Annotated in this window: 19 protein-coding genes and 2 pseudogenes; 13 read left to right on the top strand and 8 right to left on the bottom strand. The window is 35.2% G+C overall.

What is annotated here, in order from left to right; genetic code table 11:
* Positions 1-7 precede the first annotated feature (7 nt).
* Positions 8-814 (top strand): annotated as a pseudogene (locus tag CD039_RS01970) (MetQ/NlpA family ABC transporter substrate-binding protein).
* Between the two features lie 97 nt (positions 815-911).
* Here CD039_RS01970 and CD039_RS01975 read toward each other — a convergent pair.
* From CD039_RS01975 to CD039_RS02000, 6 genes and pseudogenes are all read right to left on the bottom strand, one after another.
* The gene (locus CD039_RS01975) at positions 912-1,373 is read right to left on the bottom strand and encodes a DUF1433 domain-containing protein (protein ID WP_167386218.1); all 462 of its coding nucleotides are present in this window, start codon (positions 1,371-1,373) and stop codon (positions 912-914) included.
* 158 nt (positions 1,374-1,531) lie between these two features.
* Positions 1,532-1,963: pseudogene (locus CD039_RS01980) on the bottom strand (DUF1433 domain-containing protein).
* 173 nt (positions 1,964-2,136) lie between these two features.
* Complete coding sequence (locus tag CD039_RS01985) at positions 2,137-2,574, bottom strand: DUF1433 domain-containing protein (protein ID WP_313955602.1); 438 nt, start codon at positions 2,572-2,574, stop codon at positions 2,137-2,139.
* A gap of 146 nt (positions 2,575-2,720) precedes the next feature.
* Positions 2,721-3,158, bottom strand: coding sequence for a DUF1433 domain-containing protein (locus CD039_RS01990; protein ID WP_167386219.1), 438 nt, complete (start codon positions 3,156-3,158; stop codon positions 2,721-2,723).
* 325 nt (positions 3,159-3,483) lie between these two features.
* A complete protein-coding gene (locus CD039_RS01995; protein ID WP_103371584.1) occupies positions 3,484-3,846 on the bottom strand; it encodes a DUF1433 domain-containing protein in 363 nt (120 codons plus the stop codon).
* A 190-nt stretch (positions 3,847-4,036) separates the two neighbouring features.
* Positions 4,037-4,402 (bottom strand): DUF1433 domain-containing protein, encoded by a 366-nt coding sequence (locus CD039_RS02000; protein ID WP_103371585.1) that lies wholly within the window; start codon positions 4,400-4,402, stop codon positions 4,037-4,039.
* Between the two features lie 269 nt (positions 4,403-4,671).
* Here CD039_RS02000 and CD039_RS02005 point away from each other — a divergent pair, with 269 nt between their 5' ends.
* The 10 genes from CD039_RS02005 to CD039_RS02055 all read left to right on the top strand — a co-directional run bounded on the left by CD039_RS02005 (position 4,672) and on the right by CD039_RS02055 (position 16,816).
* Positions 4,672-5,883, top strand: a complete 1,212-nt coding sequence (locus CD039_RS02005) for a Fic family protein (protein ID WP_103370912.1) — start codon at positions 4,672-4,674, stop codon at positions 5,881-5,883.
* A 383-nt stretch (positions 5,884-6,266) separates the two neighbouring features.
* Positions 6,267-7,028 (top strand): Fe-S cluster assembly ATPase SufC, encoded by a 762-nt coding sequence (gene sufC / locus CD039_RS02010; RefSeq protein ID WP_002471459.1) that lies wholly within the window; start codon positions 6,267-6,269, stop codon positions 7,026-7,028.
* 69 nt (positions 7,029-7,097) lie between these two features.
* Positions 7,098-8,405 carry a Fe-S cluster assembly protein SufD gene (gene sufD, locus CD039_RS02015; protein ID WP_103370913.1) on the top strand — a complete coding sequence of 436 codons (1,308 nt, stop codon included), beginning with the start codon at positions 7,098-7,100 and terminating at the stop codon, positions 8,403-8,405.
* A gap of 151 nt (positions 8,406-8,556) precedes the next feature.
* Positions 8,557-9,795 (top strand): cysteine desulfurase, encoded by a 1,239-nt coding sequence (locus tag CD039_RS02020; protein ID WP_002471458.1) that lies wholly within the window; start codon positions 8,557-8,559, stop codon positions 9,793-9,795.
* Positions 9,785-10,231: a Fe-S cluster assembly sulfur transfer protein SufU gene (gene sufU, locus CD039_RS02025; RefSeq protein WP_002471460.1), complete on the top strand. Its 447-nt coding sequence runs from the start codon at positions 9,785-9,787 to the stop codon at positions 10,229-10,231. The genes CD039_RS02020 and sufU overlap by 11 nt, the downstream gene beginning before the upstream one ends.
* Positions 10,232-10,376: 145 nt before the next feature.
* The gene (gene sufB / locus CD039_RS02030; protein ID WP_002471464.1) at positions 10,377-11,774 is read left to right on the top strand and encodes a Fe-S cluster assembly protein SufB; all 1,398 of its coding nucleotides are present in this window, start codon (positions 10,377-10,379) and stop codon (positions 11,772-11,774) included.
* 700 nt (positions 11,775-12,474) lie between these two features.
* Positions 12,475-13,779 (top strand): hypothetical protein, encoded by a 1,305-nt coding sequence (locus CD039_RS02035; protein WP_103370914.1) that lies wholly within the window; start codon positions 12,475-12,477, stop codon positions 13,777-13,779.
* Positions 13,780-14,232: 453 nt separating this feature from the next.
* Positions 14,233-14,745, top strand: coding sequence for a hypothetical protein (locus tag CD039_RS02040; protein WP_103370915.1), 513 nt, complete (start codon positions 14,233-14,235; stop codon positions 14,743-14,745).
* A 553-nt stretch (positions 14,746-15,298) separates the two neighbouring features.
* A complete protein-coding gene (locus tag CD039_RS02050) occupies positions 15,299-16,177 on the top strand; it encodes a hypothetical protein (protein ID WP_103370917.1) in 879 nt (292 codons plus the stop codon).
* A gap of 18 nt (positions 16,178-16,195) precedes the next feature.
* Positions 16,196-16,816, top strand: a complete 621-nt coding sequence (locus CD039_RS02055; protein WP_103370918.1) for a hypothetical protein — start codon at positions 16,196-16,198, stop codon at positions 16,814-16,816.
* Positions 16,817-17,226: 410 nt separating this feature from the next.
* Here the strand turns inward: CD039_RS02055 and CD039_RS02060 are convergent, their stop codons facing one another.
* Complete coding sequence (locus tag CD039_RS02060) at positions 17,227-18,039, bottom strand: hypothetical protein (protein ID WP_103370919.1); 813 nt, start codon at positions 18,037-18,039, stop codon at positions 17,227-17,229.
* Between the two features lie 77 nt (positions 18,040-18,116).
* Positions 18,117-19,031: a hypothetical protein gene (locus tag CD039_RS02065; protein ID WP_103370920.1), complete on the bottom strand. Its 915-nt coding sequence runs from the start codon at positions 19,029-19,031 to the stop codon at positions 18,117-18,119.
* Positions 19,032-19,445: 414 nt separating this feature from the next.
* Between CD039_RS02065 and CD039_RS02070 the strand changes: the two genes are divergently transcribed.
* The gene (locus CD039_RS02070; protein ID WP_103370921.1) at positions 19,446-20,471 is read left to right on the top strand and encodes a hemolysin family protein; all 1,026 of its coding nucleotides are present in this window, start codon (positions 19,446-19,448) and stop codon (positions 20,469-20,471) included.
* 15 nt (positions 20,472-20,486) lie between these two features.
* A partial coding sequence (locus CD039_RS12015; protein WP_420853092.1) for an NAD(P)H-dependent flavin oxidoreductase occupies positions 20,487-20,904 on the top strand: 418 nt, incomplete at its 3' end.

Raw genomic sequence — 20,904 nt, forward strand, 5'->3', positions numbered from 1 at the left:
AATCAACATGAAAAAATTATTAACATTTACATTAATCGCAGTATTAACACTTGCGCTTGCTGCATGTGGTAAGTCAGATGACAAGACGATTACAGTAGGGGCATCTCCTGCGCCACATGCTGAGATTCTGAAAAAAGCACAACCCATTTTAGAGAAAAAAGGTTATAAACTCAAAGTTAAAGAAATTAACGACTATACTACGCCGAATAAGCTATTGGATAAAGGTGAAATTGATGCGAACTTCTTCCAACATACGCCATATTTGAATAAAGAAAGTAAAGACTAAGGGTATAAAATCGAATCAGCAGGTAACGTTCACTTAGAACCTATGGCTGTGTACTCTAAAAAGTATAAAAGCTTAAAAGAGTTACCAAAAGGTGCAACAATCTACGTTTCAAACAACCCAGCAGAACAAGGTCGATTCTTAAAATTCTTCGTTGACGAAGGACTAATTAAATTGAAAGATGGCGTTAAAATTCAAGATGCAACTTTCAAAGATATCACTGAGAACAAGAAAGATTTGAAATTTAATCATCAACAAGCAGCAGAGTATCTTCCTAAAATTTACCAAAATCAAGATGCTGACGCAGTTATCATTAACTCTAACTTTGCGATTGATCAAAAATTAAGTCCGAAAAAAGATTCAATTGCTTTAGAAAAAGCAGAAAACAATCCTTACGCCAACTTAATTGCGGTTCAAAAAGGGCATAAAGATGATAAGAAAGTGAAAGAACTCGTGAAAGCTTTACAATCTAAAGAAGTCAAAGATTATATTAATAAGAAATATGATGGTGCAGTTGTACCAGCAGAATAATTGAATGACATAAAGGCGCTCCACATCTATCGCAGGTGTGGAGCGTTTTGAATAGGGAAGTGAAACGAGAGGCGAGTTCATCTAGTTTTTCAAAAAGTCATTTAGTTAATTCTTTAAGTGACTCAAATCCCCAGAAGATAGGTGGATCAGCTTCATAATTTTCTTTATTCAAGTGTTTACATTTAATGATTTCATTTGGTTTTAATTCATCTTTAGGGTCCGAATGATAAAATAACTTTCCTAAAGTTTTAGGACTAAATCCTATATGACCGTTAAACTGATATGATCCGGTTGAAGAAGTACTAGCATTAAAATAATAACGTTTATCATTATTAATGTGACCATATATAGAGTAGCCAGCTCCCATTGGGAGTTTTTCAGCCTTAGTTATTTGGATGGACTTATAATTTTTAAGATTATATTTAAAATACAAATCTATTCTCGCTTTTTGGGTTTCAATATATTTATCCTTTTTGTGTTTATGCAAAATGTAGCCTGTGATTAAAAGGGCGACGATAACAATTAGTGATATGTAAAGGATAAGTTTTCTTTTTGACATATGTAGTGCCTCGCTTTACTAGAATATTAAGACTTGTAATAAATAGAATGGAGGGATAAACATATATTTACTCCCTAATCAATTTTACTCTTCTTGCAAATATTGATGATGTCTCTAAACTTTTAATAAATGCACAGATTACTTCAAGCAGTATGTAGTTATAGCCACCAAATGAGTGGTGGTTCTTCTTCATAGTCTTTTTTGTTTAAGTGCTCTTTTTTATGATTTCATTCGGTTTTATTTCGTTCTTAGGATCATCGTAATAAAATAATCTTTCTAGATAATGGTCATAGCTAATATCGCCATTAAATTGATGATAATCAGATGCTGATATTAGCGCACTAAAATCATATCGTTTATCGTTATTAACGTATCCGTCGATGAAATAACCTCCCATTGGATTTTTTTTTAATCTTTGTTATCTGCATTGATTTGTAATCTTTAAGATTATGTGTAAAGTACAAATCTATCCGTTTTTCTTGTGTTTGAATGAAATGCTCTTTTTTCTTTTTGTGTAAAATATAGCCTGTTATTAAAAGGACAGCTATAACACCTAGCGATATGAAAAGAAAAAGTTTTCTTTTTGACATACGTAGTACCTCGCCTTACAGAAATATTAGGTGTCTTAATAAAGTAGACCAGAAAGTTATCATACATTTATTACCCAGTCTTACTTCATGTCTTTCATTTAACTCAGTTGTTAAAAGTGTTTATTTAGTTAAAACTGAGTCGCTGAATTTTTCGAACTATTAGTTTTAAACAATTAAAAACCCCAAATGATAGGGGGATCAGCTTCATAATCTTGTTTGTTCAAGTGTTCACGTTTAATAATTTCGTTTGGGTATAATTCGTCTTTAGCCTCTGAATGTATCAATAATTTTCCTAATGTTTTTGGATTATAGCTTATATCACCATTAAATTGTGTTTGACCTCCTTCTGTCATATCAGCGCTAAAATAATAACGTTTATCCTTATTGATGTGACCCTCTATTGAGTAGCCAGCTCCCATTGGAAGTTTTTCTGCTTTAGTTATTTGGATGGACTTATAATTTTTAAGATTGTGTTTAAAATATAAGTCTATTCTAGCTTTTTGAGTTTCAATATATTTATCTTTTTTGTGTTCATGCATGATATAGTCTGTGATTAAAAGGACGACGATAACAACTAATGATATGTATAGGAAAATTTTTCTTTTTGACATATGTAGTACCTCGCTTTACCAACTTATTAGTTGATTTAATAAAATGGACTGTGAAGTAAATATATATTTATTTCCTAGTCTTATTTTATGTCTTCCATTTAACTCAGATGTTAAAAGTATCGGAGTGGTTATAACTGCGACATCAATTAAATTCCCCAAATAATAGGTGGATCAGCTTTATAATCATGCTTATTTAAGTGTTCACGCTTAATAATTTTATTTGGTTTTAATTCTCGCTTAGGATCAGAATGATAAAATAATTTTCCTAAAGTTTTTGGATTATAAGCTATATCACCATTAAATTGTGATTGACTTCCTTCTTCGATACGCGCAATAAAATAATAGCGTTTATTATTATTGATATGACCGCGCAGAGAATACCCAGCGCCCATTGGAGCTTTCTCTGTTTTTGTTATTTGAATAGATTTGTAATTTTTAAGATTATGCTTAAAATATAAATCTATTCTCGCTTTTTGTGTCTCAATATATTTATCTTTTTTATGTTTATGCATAACGTAGCCTGTGATTAAAAGGGTGACGATAACAACTAATGATATGTAAAGTAATATTTTTCTGTTCTTCATAATTAATGCCTCGCTTTACCAAATTATTAGCTGCTTTAATAAAAGGACCGAGAAGTAAACATCTGTTTACTTCCCAATCTAATTTTTGTCTTTCATTTAACTCAGGTGTTAAAAGTCTCATTTTAGTTAAAACTAATTCACTAGTTATTTATGCTTATTAGCTTTAAATAATACGTATAGTAAAATTAAGCTAGATACCTAAACAATCAAAAAGGTCAACTGTGTTAAACTCAATTTATAATCACCACAAAACAAAAGGAGTTTATTCCTATCTTAATATGGACGAAAGTTCAATGCTACATACCTATTTTGACAAACGAAATAATTAAAATCCCCAAATGATTGGCGGGTCAGCTTCATAATCTTGTTTGTTCAAGTGTTCACGTTTAATGATTTCATTTGGTTTTAATTGCTTGGATGGATCGGGATGATAAAATAACTTTTCTAAAGTTTTTGGATTAAAACCTAAATTGCCATTAAATTGATATGATTCGATTGATGAAATATGAGCATCAAAATAATAACGTTTATCATTATTAATATGGCCGGATATAAAATATCCTCCCATAGGACTTTTGTATGTATTAGTTATTTGTAATGAATTGTAATTTTTAAGATTATGCTTAAAATACAAATCTATTCTAGCTTTTTGAGTTTCAATATATTTATCTTTTTTGTGTTTGTGCATGATATAGCCTGTGATTAAAAGGGCGGCTATAGTGGCTAATGTTATGTAAAGGAAAGTCTTTCTTTTTGACATAATTAGTACCTCGCTTTACTAACTTATTAGGAGATTTAATAAAATGGACTGAGAGATAAACCTCTGTTTACCTCCCGTCTAATTTTCGTCTTTCGTTTAACTTATTTGTTTTAAATAATTAAAAACCCCATATGATAGGCGGATCAGCTTCGTAATCCTGTTTATTCAAGTGTTCACGTTTAATAATTTCATTTGGATATAATTCGTGTTTAGGATCAGAATGATAAAATAATTTTCCCAAAGTTTTCGGACTGTATGCTATATCACCGTTATATTGATATGATTCTGTAGTAGAAATATGAGCATTAAAATAATACCGCTTATCATTATTTACGTAACCACGTAATGAATATCCAGCGCCCATTGGAAGTTTTTCTGCTTTAGTTATTTGAATGGATTTATAGTTTTTTAGATTATATTTAAAATATAAATCTATTCTCGCTTTTTGAGTTTCAATATATTTATCTTTTTTATGTTTGTGCAAGATATAGCCTGAGATTAAAAGAACGGCGATAACAATTAATGATATGTATAGGAAAAGTTTTCTTTTTGACATTGACAATACCTCATTTCGCAAAAATATTAGGTATCACAAATTATGAGTAGACAGTATTTTAAGATAAATATCAGAAGAGATGTATCTAACATCTGGAAAGGTGACAATATTAAGTTACTCTGCTTTAATCTGTATTTTTATATTATAATTAATTACGCTAATTTAAAAGTTTACTAGAAAAGGAGGAGAAATAAAACGTGGAGTACAAAACTTTAAAACCAATATTTCATATGTGCGGAAAAGAAAACATGAAAAATGAGTATCAAAGGCGATTACATAGTTGTTCAACATATATCACTCATATTGAACTACAACCTATTCAAGATGGTAGGCAGCTTACTCAAGGGAACTATCCTTTATTCTTCTCTGTAAATTGTTTATTGCTAGAAAAACTAGATCAATTTCACAATTTATCTAAAGATATTAATCAACTTGCGATGGATACATCGGATTTTGCTAATAAAGCTTTTATTAAACAACTATTAATTGAAGAACTACAAAGTACTAACGAAATTGAGAACGTTGAAAGTACTAAGAATGAAATCGCTGATGCACTTAACGGTGAACGCAATAGATTTAATGGCTTAGTTAACCAATATTTATTGATGCAAGAACAGCAATCAGAGTTAACCCATGTTAGCGATATTAGAAAAATATTCGATAATTTAGTTTCTGATGAAATAAAGAAAGATGATATGCCTGATGGTCACATGTTTAGAAATAAAGGTATAGGTGTGTTTAATCAAGGTAAGGGAAAATGGACACATCGTAATGAATATAAAGAACCAGAAATTTATGAATATCTAACGCGTATATTATCATTTATTAATAACTTCGACGCTCCTGAAATATTAAAGATTATGGCGAGCCATTTTATGTTTGAATATCTCCATCCATTTTATGATGGTAACGGTCGGGTAGGAAGATATCTCGTTGCCCATCTATTGAACAATCATTCTGATCCATTTACTGCTTTAACTTTTTCTTCAATAGTTAACCGTTATAAAAATAAATATTATAAAGCTTTCGAAAACACGTCTAATTTCTACAATATGGGAGAACTCACGCAATTTATCAACGATATGTTAGATCTTTTAGTTGAAGGACAAGAGCAAATTAAAGAGAAATTCCAAGAAAATATAAGTTTACTTAGTATACTTGAACAAAAATTAGCTGATCGGGTTTCAAATAAAACTGAAGCTCGAGTGCTATATATACTTTTACAAGATAAAGTATTTGGAAGTCCGCTAACGAGAATTACACTTAAAGAGTTAAGTGAGTTTACTCGCATTTCGAGAATGAAGGTTGATCGAGTAATCAACGATTTTGAAGAACATTTAAATAAGTTGAAAAGCAATCCGGTAGTGTATGAACTTAAAGATGAATTTATAGAAAGCTTATTAAGTTAAATTAAACGTAGAGTATTTACAATCTGATGTTATTAGTAATTTCAAATTGAAAGCTCTGCGTTTTTTGTGTAGTGAGATTTATGAATTAGAAAGCATGGTAAAAGAAATTTCTTAAAAACATCGATCCTTCTTCCTCCGCAAAAATCCCTCCACGCCATTGAGAACACCAACAATAGTTTTATCAGTTGTCAACTTTTCGCCACTTCTATTTTAAAATCCTATCTTTTTAATAATAATTTTAAATTAAGGCGCCGAATGGTTTATATTGCTTTGGAACTGCGTTATAATAAATGGGTGAAACAGAGGCTTAGTATTTTGACGACAGATTAAAATTATTATAAACTAGTCAAGAAATCAGATTATATATTACGGAGGGAATATGTATGCCATCAACATTAGAAATTAAAGACCTACATGTGTCTATTGAGGATAAAGAGATTTTAAAAGGTGTCAATTTAACAATTAATGCTGGCGAAATTCATGCGGTAATGGGACCTAACGGTACAGGTAAATCTACGCTTTCTTCAGCAATTATGGGTCACCCAACATATGAAGTGACTCAAGGTGAAGTATTATTAGATGGCGTGAACGTATTAGAACTTGATGTAGATGAACGTGCGAAAGCTGGTTTATTCTTAGCTATGCAATATCCATCAGAAATCACTGGTGTGACGAATGCAGACTTCATGAGATCAGCAATCAATGCGAAACGTGAAGAAGGCGACGAAATCAACTTGATGCAATTCATCAAAAAATTAGATAAAGAAATGGAATTCTTAGATATCGATCCTAACATGGCGCAACGTTACCTTAACGAAGGTTTCTCTGGCGGTGAGAAGAAACGTAACGAAATTCTTCAATTAATGATGTTACAACCTAAATTCGCTATCCTTGACGAAATCGACTCAGGTTTAGATATCGACGCATTGAAAGTTGTATCTAAAGGTATCAACGAAATGCGCGGCGACGAATTTGGTTCACTTATCATCACTCACTACCAACGTCTATTAAACTACATTACACCAGACCAAGTACACGTGATGTACGGTGGTAAGATCGTTAAGACAGGTGGACCTGAACTTGCTAAACGTCTTGAAGACGAAGGTTACGAATGGGTTAAAGAAGAGTTTGGTGCTGCAGAATAAGACTCAATTTAAGTCTATTGTTTAAGAGAGATGACAAACTGAATATCATCAAATGGGAGGAAATATAGTATGACGACTGAAACTTTAAACATTTCTGAAGCGCAACTTGTTGAATATTCACAAGCCCATAATGAACCTTCATGGCTCACTGATTTACGTAAAGAGGCGTTGAAATTAACAGAAACTTTAGAAATGCCAAGACCAGACAAGACTAAGATTAAGAGATGGGACTTTGACTCTTTCCAACAACTTGAAACAACAGGTGGCGCTTACGAGACTTTAGAAGAGTTTCCTGATTCTATCAAACGTATTATCGACGTAGATCGCTCTGAGAACCTTGTGATTCAGCACAATAACTCAACAGCGTTCACTCGTCTTTCAGAATCAGCTAAGAACGATGGCGTAATTGTTGAAGGCTTAGCAGAAGCGCTCGTTAACCATCCTGATTTAGTTAAAAAGTATTTAATGACTGAAGCGGTAAACGTCGACGAACACCGCCTCACAGCATTACACACAGCGTTAATCAATGGTGGATTATTCGTATATGTACCTAAAAACGTAGTAGTAGAACATCCTATTCAATACGTGGTACTTCACGATGATGAAAAAGCAAGTTTCTTCAACCATGTCATCATCGCTACAGAAGAAAGCGCTGAAGTAACTTACGTTGAGAACTATTTATCTAACTCAGAAGGTAATGACAACCAAGTTAACATTATTTCTGAAGTGATTGCTGGCGCTAATTCAAATATCACTTACGGTTCAGTAGACTACTTAGATGAAGGCTTTACAAGTCATATCATCCGTCGTGGTCATGCTGAAGCGGATGCGTCAATCAACTGGGCACTTGGTTTAATGAACAATGGTAGTCAAATCATCGACAACACTACAAACTTAATCGGTGACCGTTCAACTAGTGAATTGAAATCAGTAGTTGTCGGCACAGGTAGTCAGAAAGTGAACTTAACGTCTAAGATTGTTCAATACGGTCAAGAAACAGACGGTTACATTTTAAAACACGGTGTTATGCGCGAGAATGCATCTACTGTATTCAACGGTGTAGGCCACATCAAACATGGTGGTACGAAATCTATCGCGAACCAAGAATCACGTGTCTTAATGCTTTCTGAAAAAGCACGTGGTGACGCGAACCCAATCTTACTCATCGACGAAGATGATGTAGAAGCAGGTCACGCAGCGTCAGTAGGTCGTGTAGACCCTGAGCAATTGTACTATTTAATGAGTCGTGGTATTTCACGTCATGAAGCAGAACGTCTTGTTATTCATGGTTTCTTAGACCCAGTTGTACGTGAATTACCAATTGAAGACGTTAAACGTCAACTTCGTGAAGTAATTGAACTTAAAGTCAATAAATAAACGTTGAACTGAGTGAAACTGAGCGACGATAAGCCAAGATGATATTCGTCAGGACATGTCGCTGAGTTCTCACTTTGAAGTTCACTCTTAGATTCGGTGATGTGAGCATTAGTTCAATGAATGATTCTATGAAGAAAGGTCTGTGAATAGAATGGCCGAAACATTAAATGTGAACGAAATTATTAAAGACTTTCCGATATTAAATCAACAAGTGAACGGCAAACGTTTAGCATATTTAGATACAAGTGCGACAAGTCAAACGCCATCACAAGTCATCGATGTCATTTCTGATTACTACCAACGTTATAACTCCAATGTGCATCGTGGTGTGCATACTTTAGGCGCACTTGCGACAGACGGCTACGAGAATGCTCGTGAAACGGTAAGACGTTTTATCCATGCACAATACTTCGAAGAAATCGTCTTCACACGAGGTACGACAGCAGCTATTAACTTAGTGGCGCGTAGTTATGGTGATGCGAATGTCGAGGAAGGTGACGAAATCGTAGTCACTGAAATGGAACACCATGCGAATATCGTTCCTTGGCAAGAGCTCGCTAAGCGTAAGAATGCACAGTTGAAATTCATTCCGATGACGCCAGAAGGTGAAGTTAAGATTGAGGATGTCGAAGATACGATTACTGATCGTACGAAGATCGTAGCAATTACGCACGTTTCTAACGTGTTGGGTACGATTAACGACGTGAAAGCCATCGCTGAAATTGCACATGCACATGATGCAGTGATCAGCGTTGACGGTGCGCAATCTACACCTCATATGGACATCGACGTCCAAGACTTAGATGTTGATTTCTTCAGCTTCAGTGGTCACAAGATGCTTGGCCCTACAGGTATCGGTGTCTTATATGGTAAAAGAGACTTGTTACTCGATATGGAACCTATCGAATATGGTGGCGACATGATCGACTTCGTAAGTAAATACGATGCATCATGGGCGGATTTACCAACGAAATTCGAAGCAGGTACACCACTTATTGCTGAAGCAATTGGCTTAGCTGAAGCTGTTCGTTATCTTGAAAAGCTTGGCTTTGACGCTATTCAAGCACATGAGAAAGAATTAACAGAGTATGCGTATGATCAAATGAATGCGATTGAAGGTCTTGAAATCTACGGACCTCCGAAAGAACGACGCGCAGGCGTGATTACCTTTAACTTTACAGACATCCACCCTCATGACGTAGCTACAGCAGTAGATACTGAAGGTGTAGCAGTACGTGCCGGACACCATTGTGCTCAACCATTGATGAAATGGTTAGGTCAATCTTCAACTGCACGTGCAAGCTTCTACGTTTATAATACGAAAGAAGATGTCGATCAACTTGTGCACGCATTGAAGCAAACGAAGGAGTTTTTCTCATATGAATTTTAACAATTTAGATCAATTATATCGTTCAGTTATCATGGATCACTACAAGAATCCGCGTAACAAAGGGACTGTAGAAGATGGCTCTATGACTGTAGATATGAATAACCCAACTTGTGGGGATCGCATCCATCTCACATTCGATATTGAAGATGGCGTGATTAAAGATGCTAAATTTGATGGCGAGGGTTGCTCAATCTCAATGTCTAGTGCTTCAATGATGACTGAGGCTGTCAAAGGTCAATCTCTCGCAGATGCAATGCGTATGAGTCAAGAGTTTACTAAAATGATGCTCGGTGAAGATTACGAAATCACTGAAGAGATGGGAGACATCGAGGCATTACAAGGTGTTTCTCAGTTCCCAGCACGAATCAAATGTGCCACTCTTGCATGGAAAGCACTTGAAAAGGGAACAGTAGAAAAAGAAGGTAAAACAGAATAAATTCAACGGTCTACAGCCGTTGACAATGTGTAATATTCCATTCACACTAGAAAGTAACAACAAGATTAAAGTATAGATGCATCGCATCTCGATATAGATCTCGCAAGGTAAATGTCGTGGATACAATATAGAAGGAGTGATTATCATGGCTAAGAAAGCACCTGATGTTGGCGAATACCAATATGGTTTCCATGAGAAAGACGTTTCTATCTTTAGATCAGAACGTGGTCTAACTGAAAATGTCGTTAAAGAAATTTCAAATATGAAAGAAGAACCTGAGTGGATGCTTAACTTCCGACTTAAAGCATTGAAACAGTTCTACAAGATGCCAATGCCACAATGGGGTGGCGATTTATCAGAACTTGATTTCGATGACATTACGTACTACGTTAAGCCATCAGAACGTACACAACGTTCTTGGGACGAGGTACCAGCAGAAATCAAACGTACATTTGATAAATTAGGTATCCCTGAAGCAGAACAGAAATATTTAGCAGGTGTATCTGCACAATATGAATCAGAAGTTGTTTACCACAACATGGAGAAAGAACTTGAAGAGAAAGGTATCATCTTCAAAGATACAGACACTGCGCTTAAAGAACACGAAGATTTATTCAAAGAATACTTCGCATCAGTAGTACCCGCTGCTGACAACAAATTCGCAGCATTAAACTCAGCAGTATGGTCAGGTGGATCATTCATTTACGTTCCTAAAAACGTAAAATTAGATACACCATTACAAGCGTACTTCCGTATTAACTCTGAGAACATGGGTCAATTCGAACGTACGTTGATTATCGCTGACGAAGGCGCGTCAGTAAACTACGTTGAAGGTTGTACAGCACCAGTTTACACTACAAGCTCACTTCACTCAGCAGTAGTTGAAATCATCGTACACAAAGATGCGCACGTACGTTATACTACAATCCAAAACTGGGCCAACAACGTTTATAACTTAGTAACTAAACGTACAATGGTTCACGAGAACGGTAACATGGAATGGGTAGACGGTAACTTAGGTTCTAAGTTAACGATGAAATATCCAAACTGTGTGCTTAACGGTCGTGGTGCTAAAGGTAGTACATTGTCTATCGCCTTTGCAGGTAAAGGACAAGTACAAGACGCAGGTGCGAAGATGATTCACAAAGCACCAGATACGTCTTCAACTATCGTTTCTAAATCCATTTCTAAAAATGGCGGTAAAGTTATCTATCGCGGTATCGTTCACTTCGGACGTAAAGCGAAAGGTGCACGTTCAAACATCGAATGTGACACATTAATCCTAGATAACGAATCTACTTCAGATACTATCCCTTACAACGAAGTGTTCAACGATAACATCTCATTAGAACACGAAGCGAAAGTATCTAAAGTATCAGAAGAACAATTATTCTACTTGATGAGCCGTGGTATTTCAGAAGAAGAAGCGACTGAAATGATCGTAATGGGCTTCATCGAACCATTCACTAAAGAACTTCCAATGGAATATGCGGTTGAAATGAACCGTCTTATCAAATTCGAAATGGAAGGCTCAATTGGTTAATCTTAACCATTAATATATAAGGCTTTTAATAGTCGATTCATCTCGAATGATACCATTTCATAACCCTGGTGCCCTCGAGGCATCGGGGGGTTTTTTGTTTTTATTTATTGGAGGAAGAGGTCACACCAAGTATGCATCAACGTTTACTATTGACCATATAATAGATTTTTAAAAGCATACTCATTTCAAGTGAATAGAGGTGGGGCACTATAAACCACTTGATACAAAAATGCTGGAACCACCATTAACAATTAAGATAATGATAATTCCAGCATTAATAAGACAACTAAGAATTTGGCATCTCGGTTATCTAGAAAACAAAAAGATAACCAAGAAAAATAGTAACAGGAGCCTAAGGACTCCTCCCTACACTTAAACTATATATAAATCAAAGGAGATAAACAACTATGACATTTAAAATGTACATCTCGTTATTCATATTAAGTTTACCGTTGTTAATCATGATAGCTCGAAAAATACATCTAAACTACCTTCTTAAAAAGAATAGTGAAAAGTAATTTGTAGGCAAACTCTGGGGTCTAAGAGACATCAGGGTTTTCGTTGTTTTGAGGTGGAAAAGGGAATAATTCAATGAATGGCAAGTAGAGCAGAATCCTTAGTCAATTGGACAAATAGTGTCTTGCTAATTAAGTATAATTTAAGCATCAAGTTAAACTTTGCTATAAAGGAGACACTATTTATGAAAAAGAGATATTTAGTTAGTGCATTATTAGGAAGTACTTTGCTACTAGGTGCATGTAATCAGGGCGACGATGGCTCTAAACATCATAGTGATAAAAAGGAATCTTCTCACAAAACGGAAGATAAGAAATCTCATAAAAATGATAGTTCAAAATCTAAAAATCACTCCTCAAACTCTAATGATGACAATTCAAAATCCCACAAATCAAAGGAACAAGAACAGAAATTTGATAAAAAACAACATATTGCGATGGCGTTGTTCTCTCCAGAAGCAGATAAGTATTCTATTACTGCGAAAGAATTGTTAGATGGAGAGTATGAGGCTCCTCAAAGTGGCAACAGTGGTAACACTAAGTCTGTTTCTAATCTCACTTTAACAAAAGATTCTAGTTCTGTTACTAATACCCCTAACAACGTTACATTTTATAAAACCGATCCAGCTAAACCTGATGGTGTATCGCTCATTGGAGTTAGTGATAAAGAAATTATTCTATTTGGTGCACAAAGTACCTTTACTTACGATGAAGTAAGACAACAAGGAAAAGTACTAAAAATTAAAGATTTAGAGAAAAAATATGGCGATGAAAAGAATCTAGATAAAGTAGCGAAGAAGATTAATATAGCCGATAATAATCAACAACAAACTGAAGATACTAATAATACTCAAACCTCTGAATTTTATGCGCGAGTTTGGATGAGTGTTATTAAGAATTCTAATGTTTCAGGACTTACTCATAAAGATGTTTCTGAAGAGCCTTTAAATCCATATAATAAAAATGCTACTGCTAAGTTTCCTGATGGCATGCAATTTTTATCTGCTGATGTAACTGCGGCAGGACAAGTGTATTACACAAATAACAATGATGGTACTATTACTGTGTACTCCGTTCCTAGTCATTTCCAAGATAAACGTTGGATGGAGGATGATTATAGTAAAAGTGAATCGGAACGCATTTTAAATAATGGTAAAGTATATAAATTAGTTAACTCATCTGATCCAGATGTAAAGGTTTTAGCTAAACAATTTGACGAAGATGGTAAGGCTGATTCTAGTTCACAAACATCTTCATCAAGCAGTAAGGGAGAAAGTAAAGTAACCCGTGATAATGTAATTGATAAAGTAGAAGATTATGAAGGACATAAGCTCAATACAGATAAATATACTTATAAAGAACCTGAGAAAACTGAAGATGGTAATTGGGGCTTCTCTTATACTGATAAAGCTGGCACTTTACGTGGGTCATATAAAGTAGATGGGAATGGTAATGTTACTAAATACGATGAGAAAGGAAACGAAATATAAATCTAAATTAAAAGAGTATTTGATTAACCAAGTAAGCTACTATCGCTTACTTGGTTTTTTAAGTAATTTGAAGTGATTATTGATTATAATTTGATAAGTCGTGAAATGAATTTTATTCTAATAGCACCAAAGGAAAGGAGAGAAATTGTTATTTTTACTATAGTCAGTTGGGTTATCACTTTTCTCATACTAGTAGGCATTGGAACCTTAATTGCAAAGTTTAAAAATAAGAAATAAATTTCCATAGTTTTTTAACAAAGGATAGCAATTTAAAGTTTTCGTATAAATTATATAGACAAGAGTTACTCTCTGCGTGTAAGATATAGAAAAGTATAGTTTAGGCGAAACGTAGAACAGTATTGATTCAAGTGAATTCGAGATTGATATGAATAAGATAGGATGTTACTAAACGCTTGCACCAACGATACATTACAACAAGAAAGGATAATGACTATGGAAAATATTTTTGCAGTTGCAAAGTATCTTATCAAGTCTTATGAAAATACTCATAACGTTAAGTTCGGCAACGATTCTACTAAGTTACAAATTTTTGCGTTCTTAGCACAATTTATAAGTTATCAAATTACGGATAAGCCTTTGTATTCTCCTTCTTTAGTAAAAGGGGATAAAGAACCAGCGATTCCAATATTAGCTTCTTTCTTCGAAAAGGATGGCGCTCAAATAGGTACGTGTCAAGATAGTTCTGCAAAAGAGATTATCGATCATACAGTTCAAACTTATGGCATGTATTCTGTAGAATATTTAGCTGATTTAAGCCGTACTATCAAGTCAGATTATTATTTAAAAAGTTATGATATTGCTGATGGTGCAATACCAGTCATAGTTAATGATCCAGACATTGATCCAAATCGTATGTATGATCATCTATATGACATGTATGTCGATGAGTTTGAAGACGTAGATTGGGAGACGATGAAATTTGGTTTTCAATTATCAACCGAATAAGTTAGTGAATACAGTTGTTAAATCTAGAATGCATTATTATGATGTTAAGACAAAATCAGTAAGATTTAAAGTACGTCCTATATTGATTATTGCTATAGAGAGAAATTACTTTCACACAGATTTGACCGTTCTTCCAATATCTTCAGTTTCAAATAAAAAGAATATCGATTACAAATTTGATATAAGTATAGGTAAAATAGAGTGTCCTACTCTGCGATATATCACGCGAGATTATTGTTTTGTAAGGACGCATAAACCATACACTATAAACTCTAATAGTCTATTTACTGATTCGAATTTAGATAATTTAAAAGTACTTTATCCTCATAAATTCGAGCAAATCTCATTAGCATGGTCTGAATTTAGTGAATCATTACTAAAGTAGATTGATAATTAGCCACGTTGCCAAACTTGCAACGTGGCCTTTTTACATACTCAAGAAACATAAATAAAACGCATTCATTTTACTGAAAATATAGTATAATAACCGCAAAGGATCATACTTTGATTTGGCCACGAATATATAATACTTTTACTGAAAAGAGATGAGTAGATGAATAAAAAATATGTTGTGTCTGGACTCCTCGCCACGTCATTGTTGCTTGCAGCTTGTGGAAACGGTGACAGTTCAGATAGTAAAGATCAACATGGCTCGAAGTCAACTAACAGTGAGAAGCACGAGAGTCATCACAACGAGAAACATCATGAGAAAAAGAACGTGCATCGCTTTGCGAAGAAGAAAGACGACAGTAACTCAAGTTCAAGTTCGCATCAAGAGAATACACAATCGGCCGAATATTATGCTAAAGTGTGGCTGACAGTATTTGGACCATCTGATGTTGTTGAGTTCATGCATAGCGACGTTTCCGGTAATAAAATGAATCCGTTCGATGACGTTGATAGCGCATCTTATCCAGACGGTATGCAGCTCATCGTGGCTACGCCTAGAGCACGAGGAGTCATCCATTATACGAATAACAATGATGGAACGATAACCGTTTATAATGTGCCGAGTCACTTCCAAGATCGCCGTTGGATGGACGATGATTATAGTAGAAAGGAATCGCAACGTATTCTAAATAACGGTGACGTATATAAACTGAAGCATCCTTCGCAAGCACAAATTGATAAATATGCGGCGTTGTTCACTAATCTGAATGGCAATGATGGCTATGGTCATTACAAAGCGAAAGATAATGATTCATCAGATAGCGATACGAAAGTGACGCGTAGTAATGTGATAGATAAAGTAGAGGATTATGAGGGGCATGCCTTAGATACCGATAAATACATTTTCAAAGAGCCTGAAAAGACTGACGATGGTAATTGGGGCTTCTCATATACGGATAAAGCAGGAAACTTGCGAGGTTCGTATATTATTGATGAAGATGGCAATGTGACGAAATATAATGAGGATGGAGAAGAAATTTAAAGTAAAGGGGATGGGAAGATGAAAGTGAGAACACTCGTATGTTGTGGGCTGATTTCGGCGACGATATTGTCAGGTTGCGGATTCAATCATTCAAGTGAGGAGGATTCTGACACGTCTTCTCACACTAAGAAGACGGAGAAGCATACATCACAGTCGAAGTCGGATCATACATCGCAGCATAATCATGCGACATCTCATGGTAAAAGTGAAAATCGTCATGCGGATTACGATGATAAAGCACTCGTTGCAATGGCATTGCATGCACGCCGCGTCGATCGTTATATGATTACGGCGAAAGAGTTGAAACGAGGAAAATATGAGTTGCAATATCAAGGATTAAAGGGTAAGGATAAATATAAGTCGATTTCTGAATTGCAACTGCACAAAGCTAATATCGAGCATACGCCAGATAATATGAAAGTGTATGTCGTACAACCTAATAAGGGACCTTACCGTTCATATATCGCAGTGAGTCAGAAAGAAATTATCTTATTTGGTAGTCAGAGTCCGTTCAAATTTGAAGATATGCATAAAGGCGGAATTAAATTTAACACGAAGCGCATCGTGCATAAATATCATAAAGCGAAAGATTTAGATCAAGTTAGGGATAAGATTAAAATTTCTGAGCAACCAGAGTAATAGGTGGGCACACTCGTGTAAAAAGCGCTTAGTCATACGCTCGGAGGTAATTGAAGTTACTGAAAGATAGACTGAACTCGAGAATCAAAAGTAAAAAAGAGACTGGGACAAAATTAAAATTTATTAATTTTCAATGTTAAAACTCTCGCTTGCTTATGGGACCACACTCAACTAATTCTTTTCGCTCATAGAGCTCTAAGAATGGATTTTCGTTGTGGTCTAGTTCCATCAAGCGTCTCGAGTACACATTGAAAATTTACTCAAAAATTTAGTTTAAGCTTGCTTTTAATTTATATAAAAAGTTAATTCGCATTAATGTCCCAGTCTCTTTATCTTTATCAATTTGTGGGTTTCATTTGCTGGGTGAAACGAATTGCTCTACGTACTTACTGACGCAAGCGCAAATAATTTTATAGATATCCATCTAGTGCGTCGAGTTCTTTGGATAAAGCAGTTGTAACACTTGCCGGCATATCCTCATCAACGTGCTTGAATTGTATATCGTCATCTAACTTTTTATTTATCTTATCAATGACTTCATTAATTACTTCTTTCGGAACTTTTTTTCTGTATTTTTCACTTGTATAATCTTTATACTTATTCAAGTCAATTTTTGATATTTTAGCCCGCTGATCTTTAGGTATCATATGATCTTGACCTTGCATGTCAACGTAAGGAGGAAGTTTATCAGTAGGCATTTCCTCTCTAACTAAATCTTCTAAGGCTTCGGAATGTTTTTTACCTAGTAGCGGATTATAGTCGAATTCTTCTAATTCCTTAGCGACATTCATAGATAGTATTTCAGCCAAATATAAGTGTTGCGTCATATGCTTCATGTAAGTTGGTTCGTCGACACCTTTGACATTGCCCACTTGATTCACATTTATCGTGAAGTCATGATTAACCTCGTAGATTTCTGTGAGCAAATGATCTAGCTTCTTATTATCTTTATTCTTCAAATCCTGTGGATCTACATTATTTTTATATTCTTTATAGTATTTTTCAAGGTTTTTCTGATGCTTTTTATGAATGGCGACGACTTCTTTGAATGAAGGGGTTTTATCTTTATGCTTTTCACCTTCATTAGACAGCTGATCGATGAACTTCTTAGCAGTACTTCGGTAATCCGGTTTGTGTTCTTGTTTTTTAGAACTTTGGCATCCAGTTAGTAAGATAGAAGTAGTAAATATAATAATAGTAATTAATTTGAAGTATTTTTTCATGATGTTCTCCTTTTCAAAATCTTTTCATCTATATAATTAATTTTGAGAGATGTATACACTTTATTACTTTGACCAGATTATTTACTTTGCGCTTCTGCTTGTTTCAATTTTTCTTTATATTCATCTTGATGTTCAAACATTTCATCCTCTGCTTTAATTACATCATAAAAATGCGCATTGATACTGCCTTTAACGTGACTGATTTTAGAATCTTTATCGAGGCGTTTGTTGACCGTATCAATTGCTTTGTTTGTTCTATCTGCAGACTTTGTCTCATCATCTTTTTCAGTAACGATTTTACTGTAGCGATCTAAATCTATTTTTGGTAGCTTTTTTATTTGGGCTTTCGTAGCTTGCTTGTCTTCACCTTGACGAGCGATGAAGGTGGCTAGCGTATTCTGTGGGTCATTACCTCCATCAGTAATAATTGTATTAATATAATCCACTGTTCTTTTATCAAATAAATCTTCGAATTCAAGATTCTCGTATTTTTCACCAAGCATTAGCATCGTCATATCATAATAGAAATATTCGTGGCACAGTAATTTTCTAACTATCTTGTTATCTAATCCTTTAATATTGAGTACTTGACCTTCGTAGTCTTGGTTTGCCTTATCAATTTCATATATATCTGTGATAAATTGATGGATTTGTTTATTTTTCTTATCTTTAATCGGATATTTATCCATGCCGTCTTTGTATTTTTTATAATCTTTCTCCAATGCATCTTTACGGCGTTTGAAATCATTTTTATCACTATCAGGATCATCGAGTTGCATATTGACTTGATGGGCACCTGTATACATGTCTTCAAAGAACGTTTTAGCGTGCTCACGATAGTCTTTTTCGATTTTTTGTTGTTTCTTCTTATCAGCTTTCTTCTTCGCCTCTTGTTTCTTCTCCTCCTTCACTTTGTCTTCGTGACTTTGACAACCTGTGAGTAATAGAGTTGAGCAAAGTAATGTTGAACCGAGTAACTGTAACTTCTTCATAATATAACCTCCTGTAAATTCTTCGATGTGTTGTGCAATGCTTGTAGAATTATGCTAAGACGAGATGCGCTCGCATGCACTTTTATATAATAAGATATGAATATTCAGTAAAATCACTGTTATGTTTATGTAATGACTCCACTATCACAATGCATCACACAATTCACACTGACATAAGTTACGATATCACACCCTATTCATGAATGAAATAGTAAATTTATTATAAATTACCTCATCTTTTAACGAAGCAAACTATTAAGCATTCGGTTTTTGAGTCTAGCACTATTGTAAAAGGGTAGACTAAAAATATAGCTACCTTGCGGTTCAAGGTATTTTACTTGAAGATGATTTATCCTATAGTATTAACGTAAGATGATTGAACAAATTAGACATACATAAAGGGGTTGTAGATCTATGGTTATATCGATTATCATCTTGTTATTTGCCTCGTTCTTCTTCTCGGGGAGTGAAACGGCATTAACGGCAGCGAATCGCATGAAGATTCAGACGGCTGCTAACGAAGGTGACTCTAAAGCTCAGAAACTTGTCAACTTGCTGAATAAACCGAGTGAATTTATAACGACGATTCTCATCGGGAATAATATCGCGAATATCATTCTGCCGACCTTAGTGACGATACTTGCTGTGCGACTCGGACTCAATGTAGGGATTGCGACAGCGGTGACGACGGTGGCGATTATTATCATCTCTGAAGTGATTCCGAAGTCTGTTGCGGCGACATATCCTGATCGTATTGCGCGATTGGTCTTCACACCTATTCAGTTTTTCGTCATTATCTTCAAACCAATAACGAAGATCTTGAACGCGTTAACAGATGGTATCAATCGCTTGCTTTCAAGAGGAGAAACGACGTCTCAACATTACTCTAAGGAAGAAATTCGTCAGATGGTGACCATTGCGGGCAGTGAAGGTGCTTTTAACGAGATGGAAAGGAATCGTATTCAAGGTGTCATGGACTTTGAGAAATTGAAGATTACAGATATCAATACGACACCGCGAATTAATGTGACAGCCTTTTCCAAAGAGGCGAGTTACGAAGAGGTTTACGACACGGTAATTTCGCATCCCTATACGCGCTATCCAGTATACGATGGTGATATAGACAACATTGTCGGCATCTTTCACTCGAAGTATTTGCTCGCGTGGAGCCGTAATTTAGATAAGCAGTTGCTAGACTATACATCCCAACCCCTATTTGTTAACGAGCACAATCGAGCAGAGTGGGCCTTGCGTAAAATGACTATCACACGTAAACATCTCGCTATCGTTCTCGATGAATACGGTGGAACTGAAGCGATCTTATCACATGAAGATTTAATTGAAGATATGCTTGGTATGGAAATTGAAGATGAGATGGACGAAGAGGAACAACGTAAATTAGAGCGAAATGTTAAGGATTATCATAAATTGAAGAAATAGAAAGAAGGCGTAATGATGAAACTTCAAACGCGTATCACTGAACAATGTGGAATCAAATATCCAATTATTCAAGCCGGCATGGCAGGGAGTACGACACCTGAACTTGTTGCTACTGTGAGCAACAGTGGTGGGTTAGGCATGATAGGTGCAGGATATATGACGCCGGAACAACTCAATAAAGAAATTATCGAAATTCAAGAACTGACGGATTTGCCGTTCGCAGTGAATTTATTTGTACCATCCGATGCGATTTATGATCCAGATGAAGTTGAGGATATGCAAGATTATTTAGCGCCGTTACGTGAACGTTACCAAGTGAGTGAACCTGAAGTGGATATGAATGCAGAAGAACGCAATTTCAACGGCGCAATTGAGTTAATGATTGATAAACAAGTGCCTGTAGTTGCTTTCACATTCGGTATCCCGTCACAGT

The organism is Staphylococcus argensis, assembly GCF_002902305.1.
GTDB classification, from domain to species: Bacteria; Bacillota; Bacilli; order Staphylococcales; family Staphylococcaceae; genus Staphylococcus; species Staphylococcus argensis.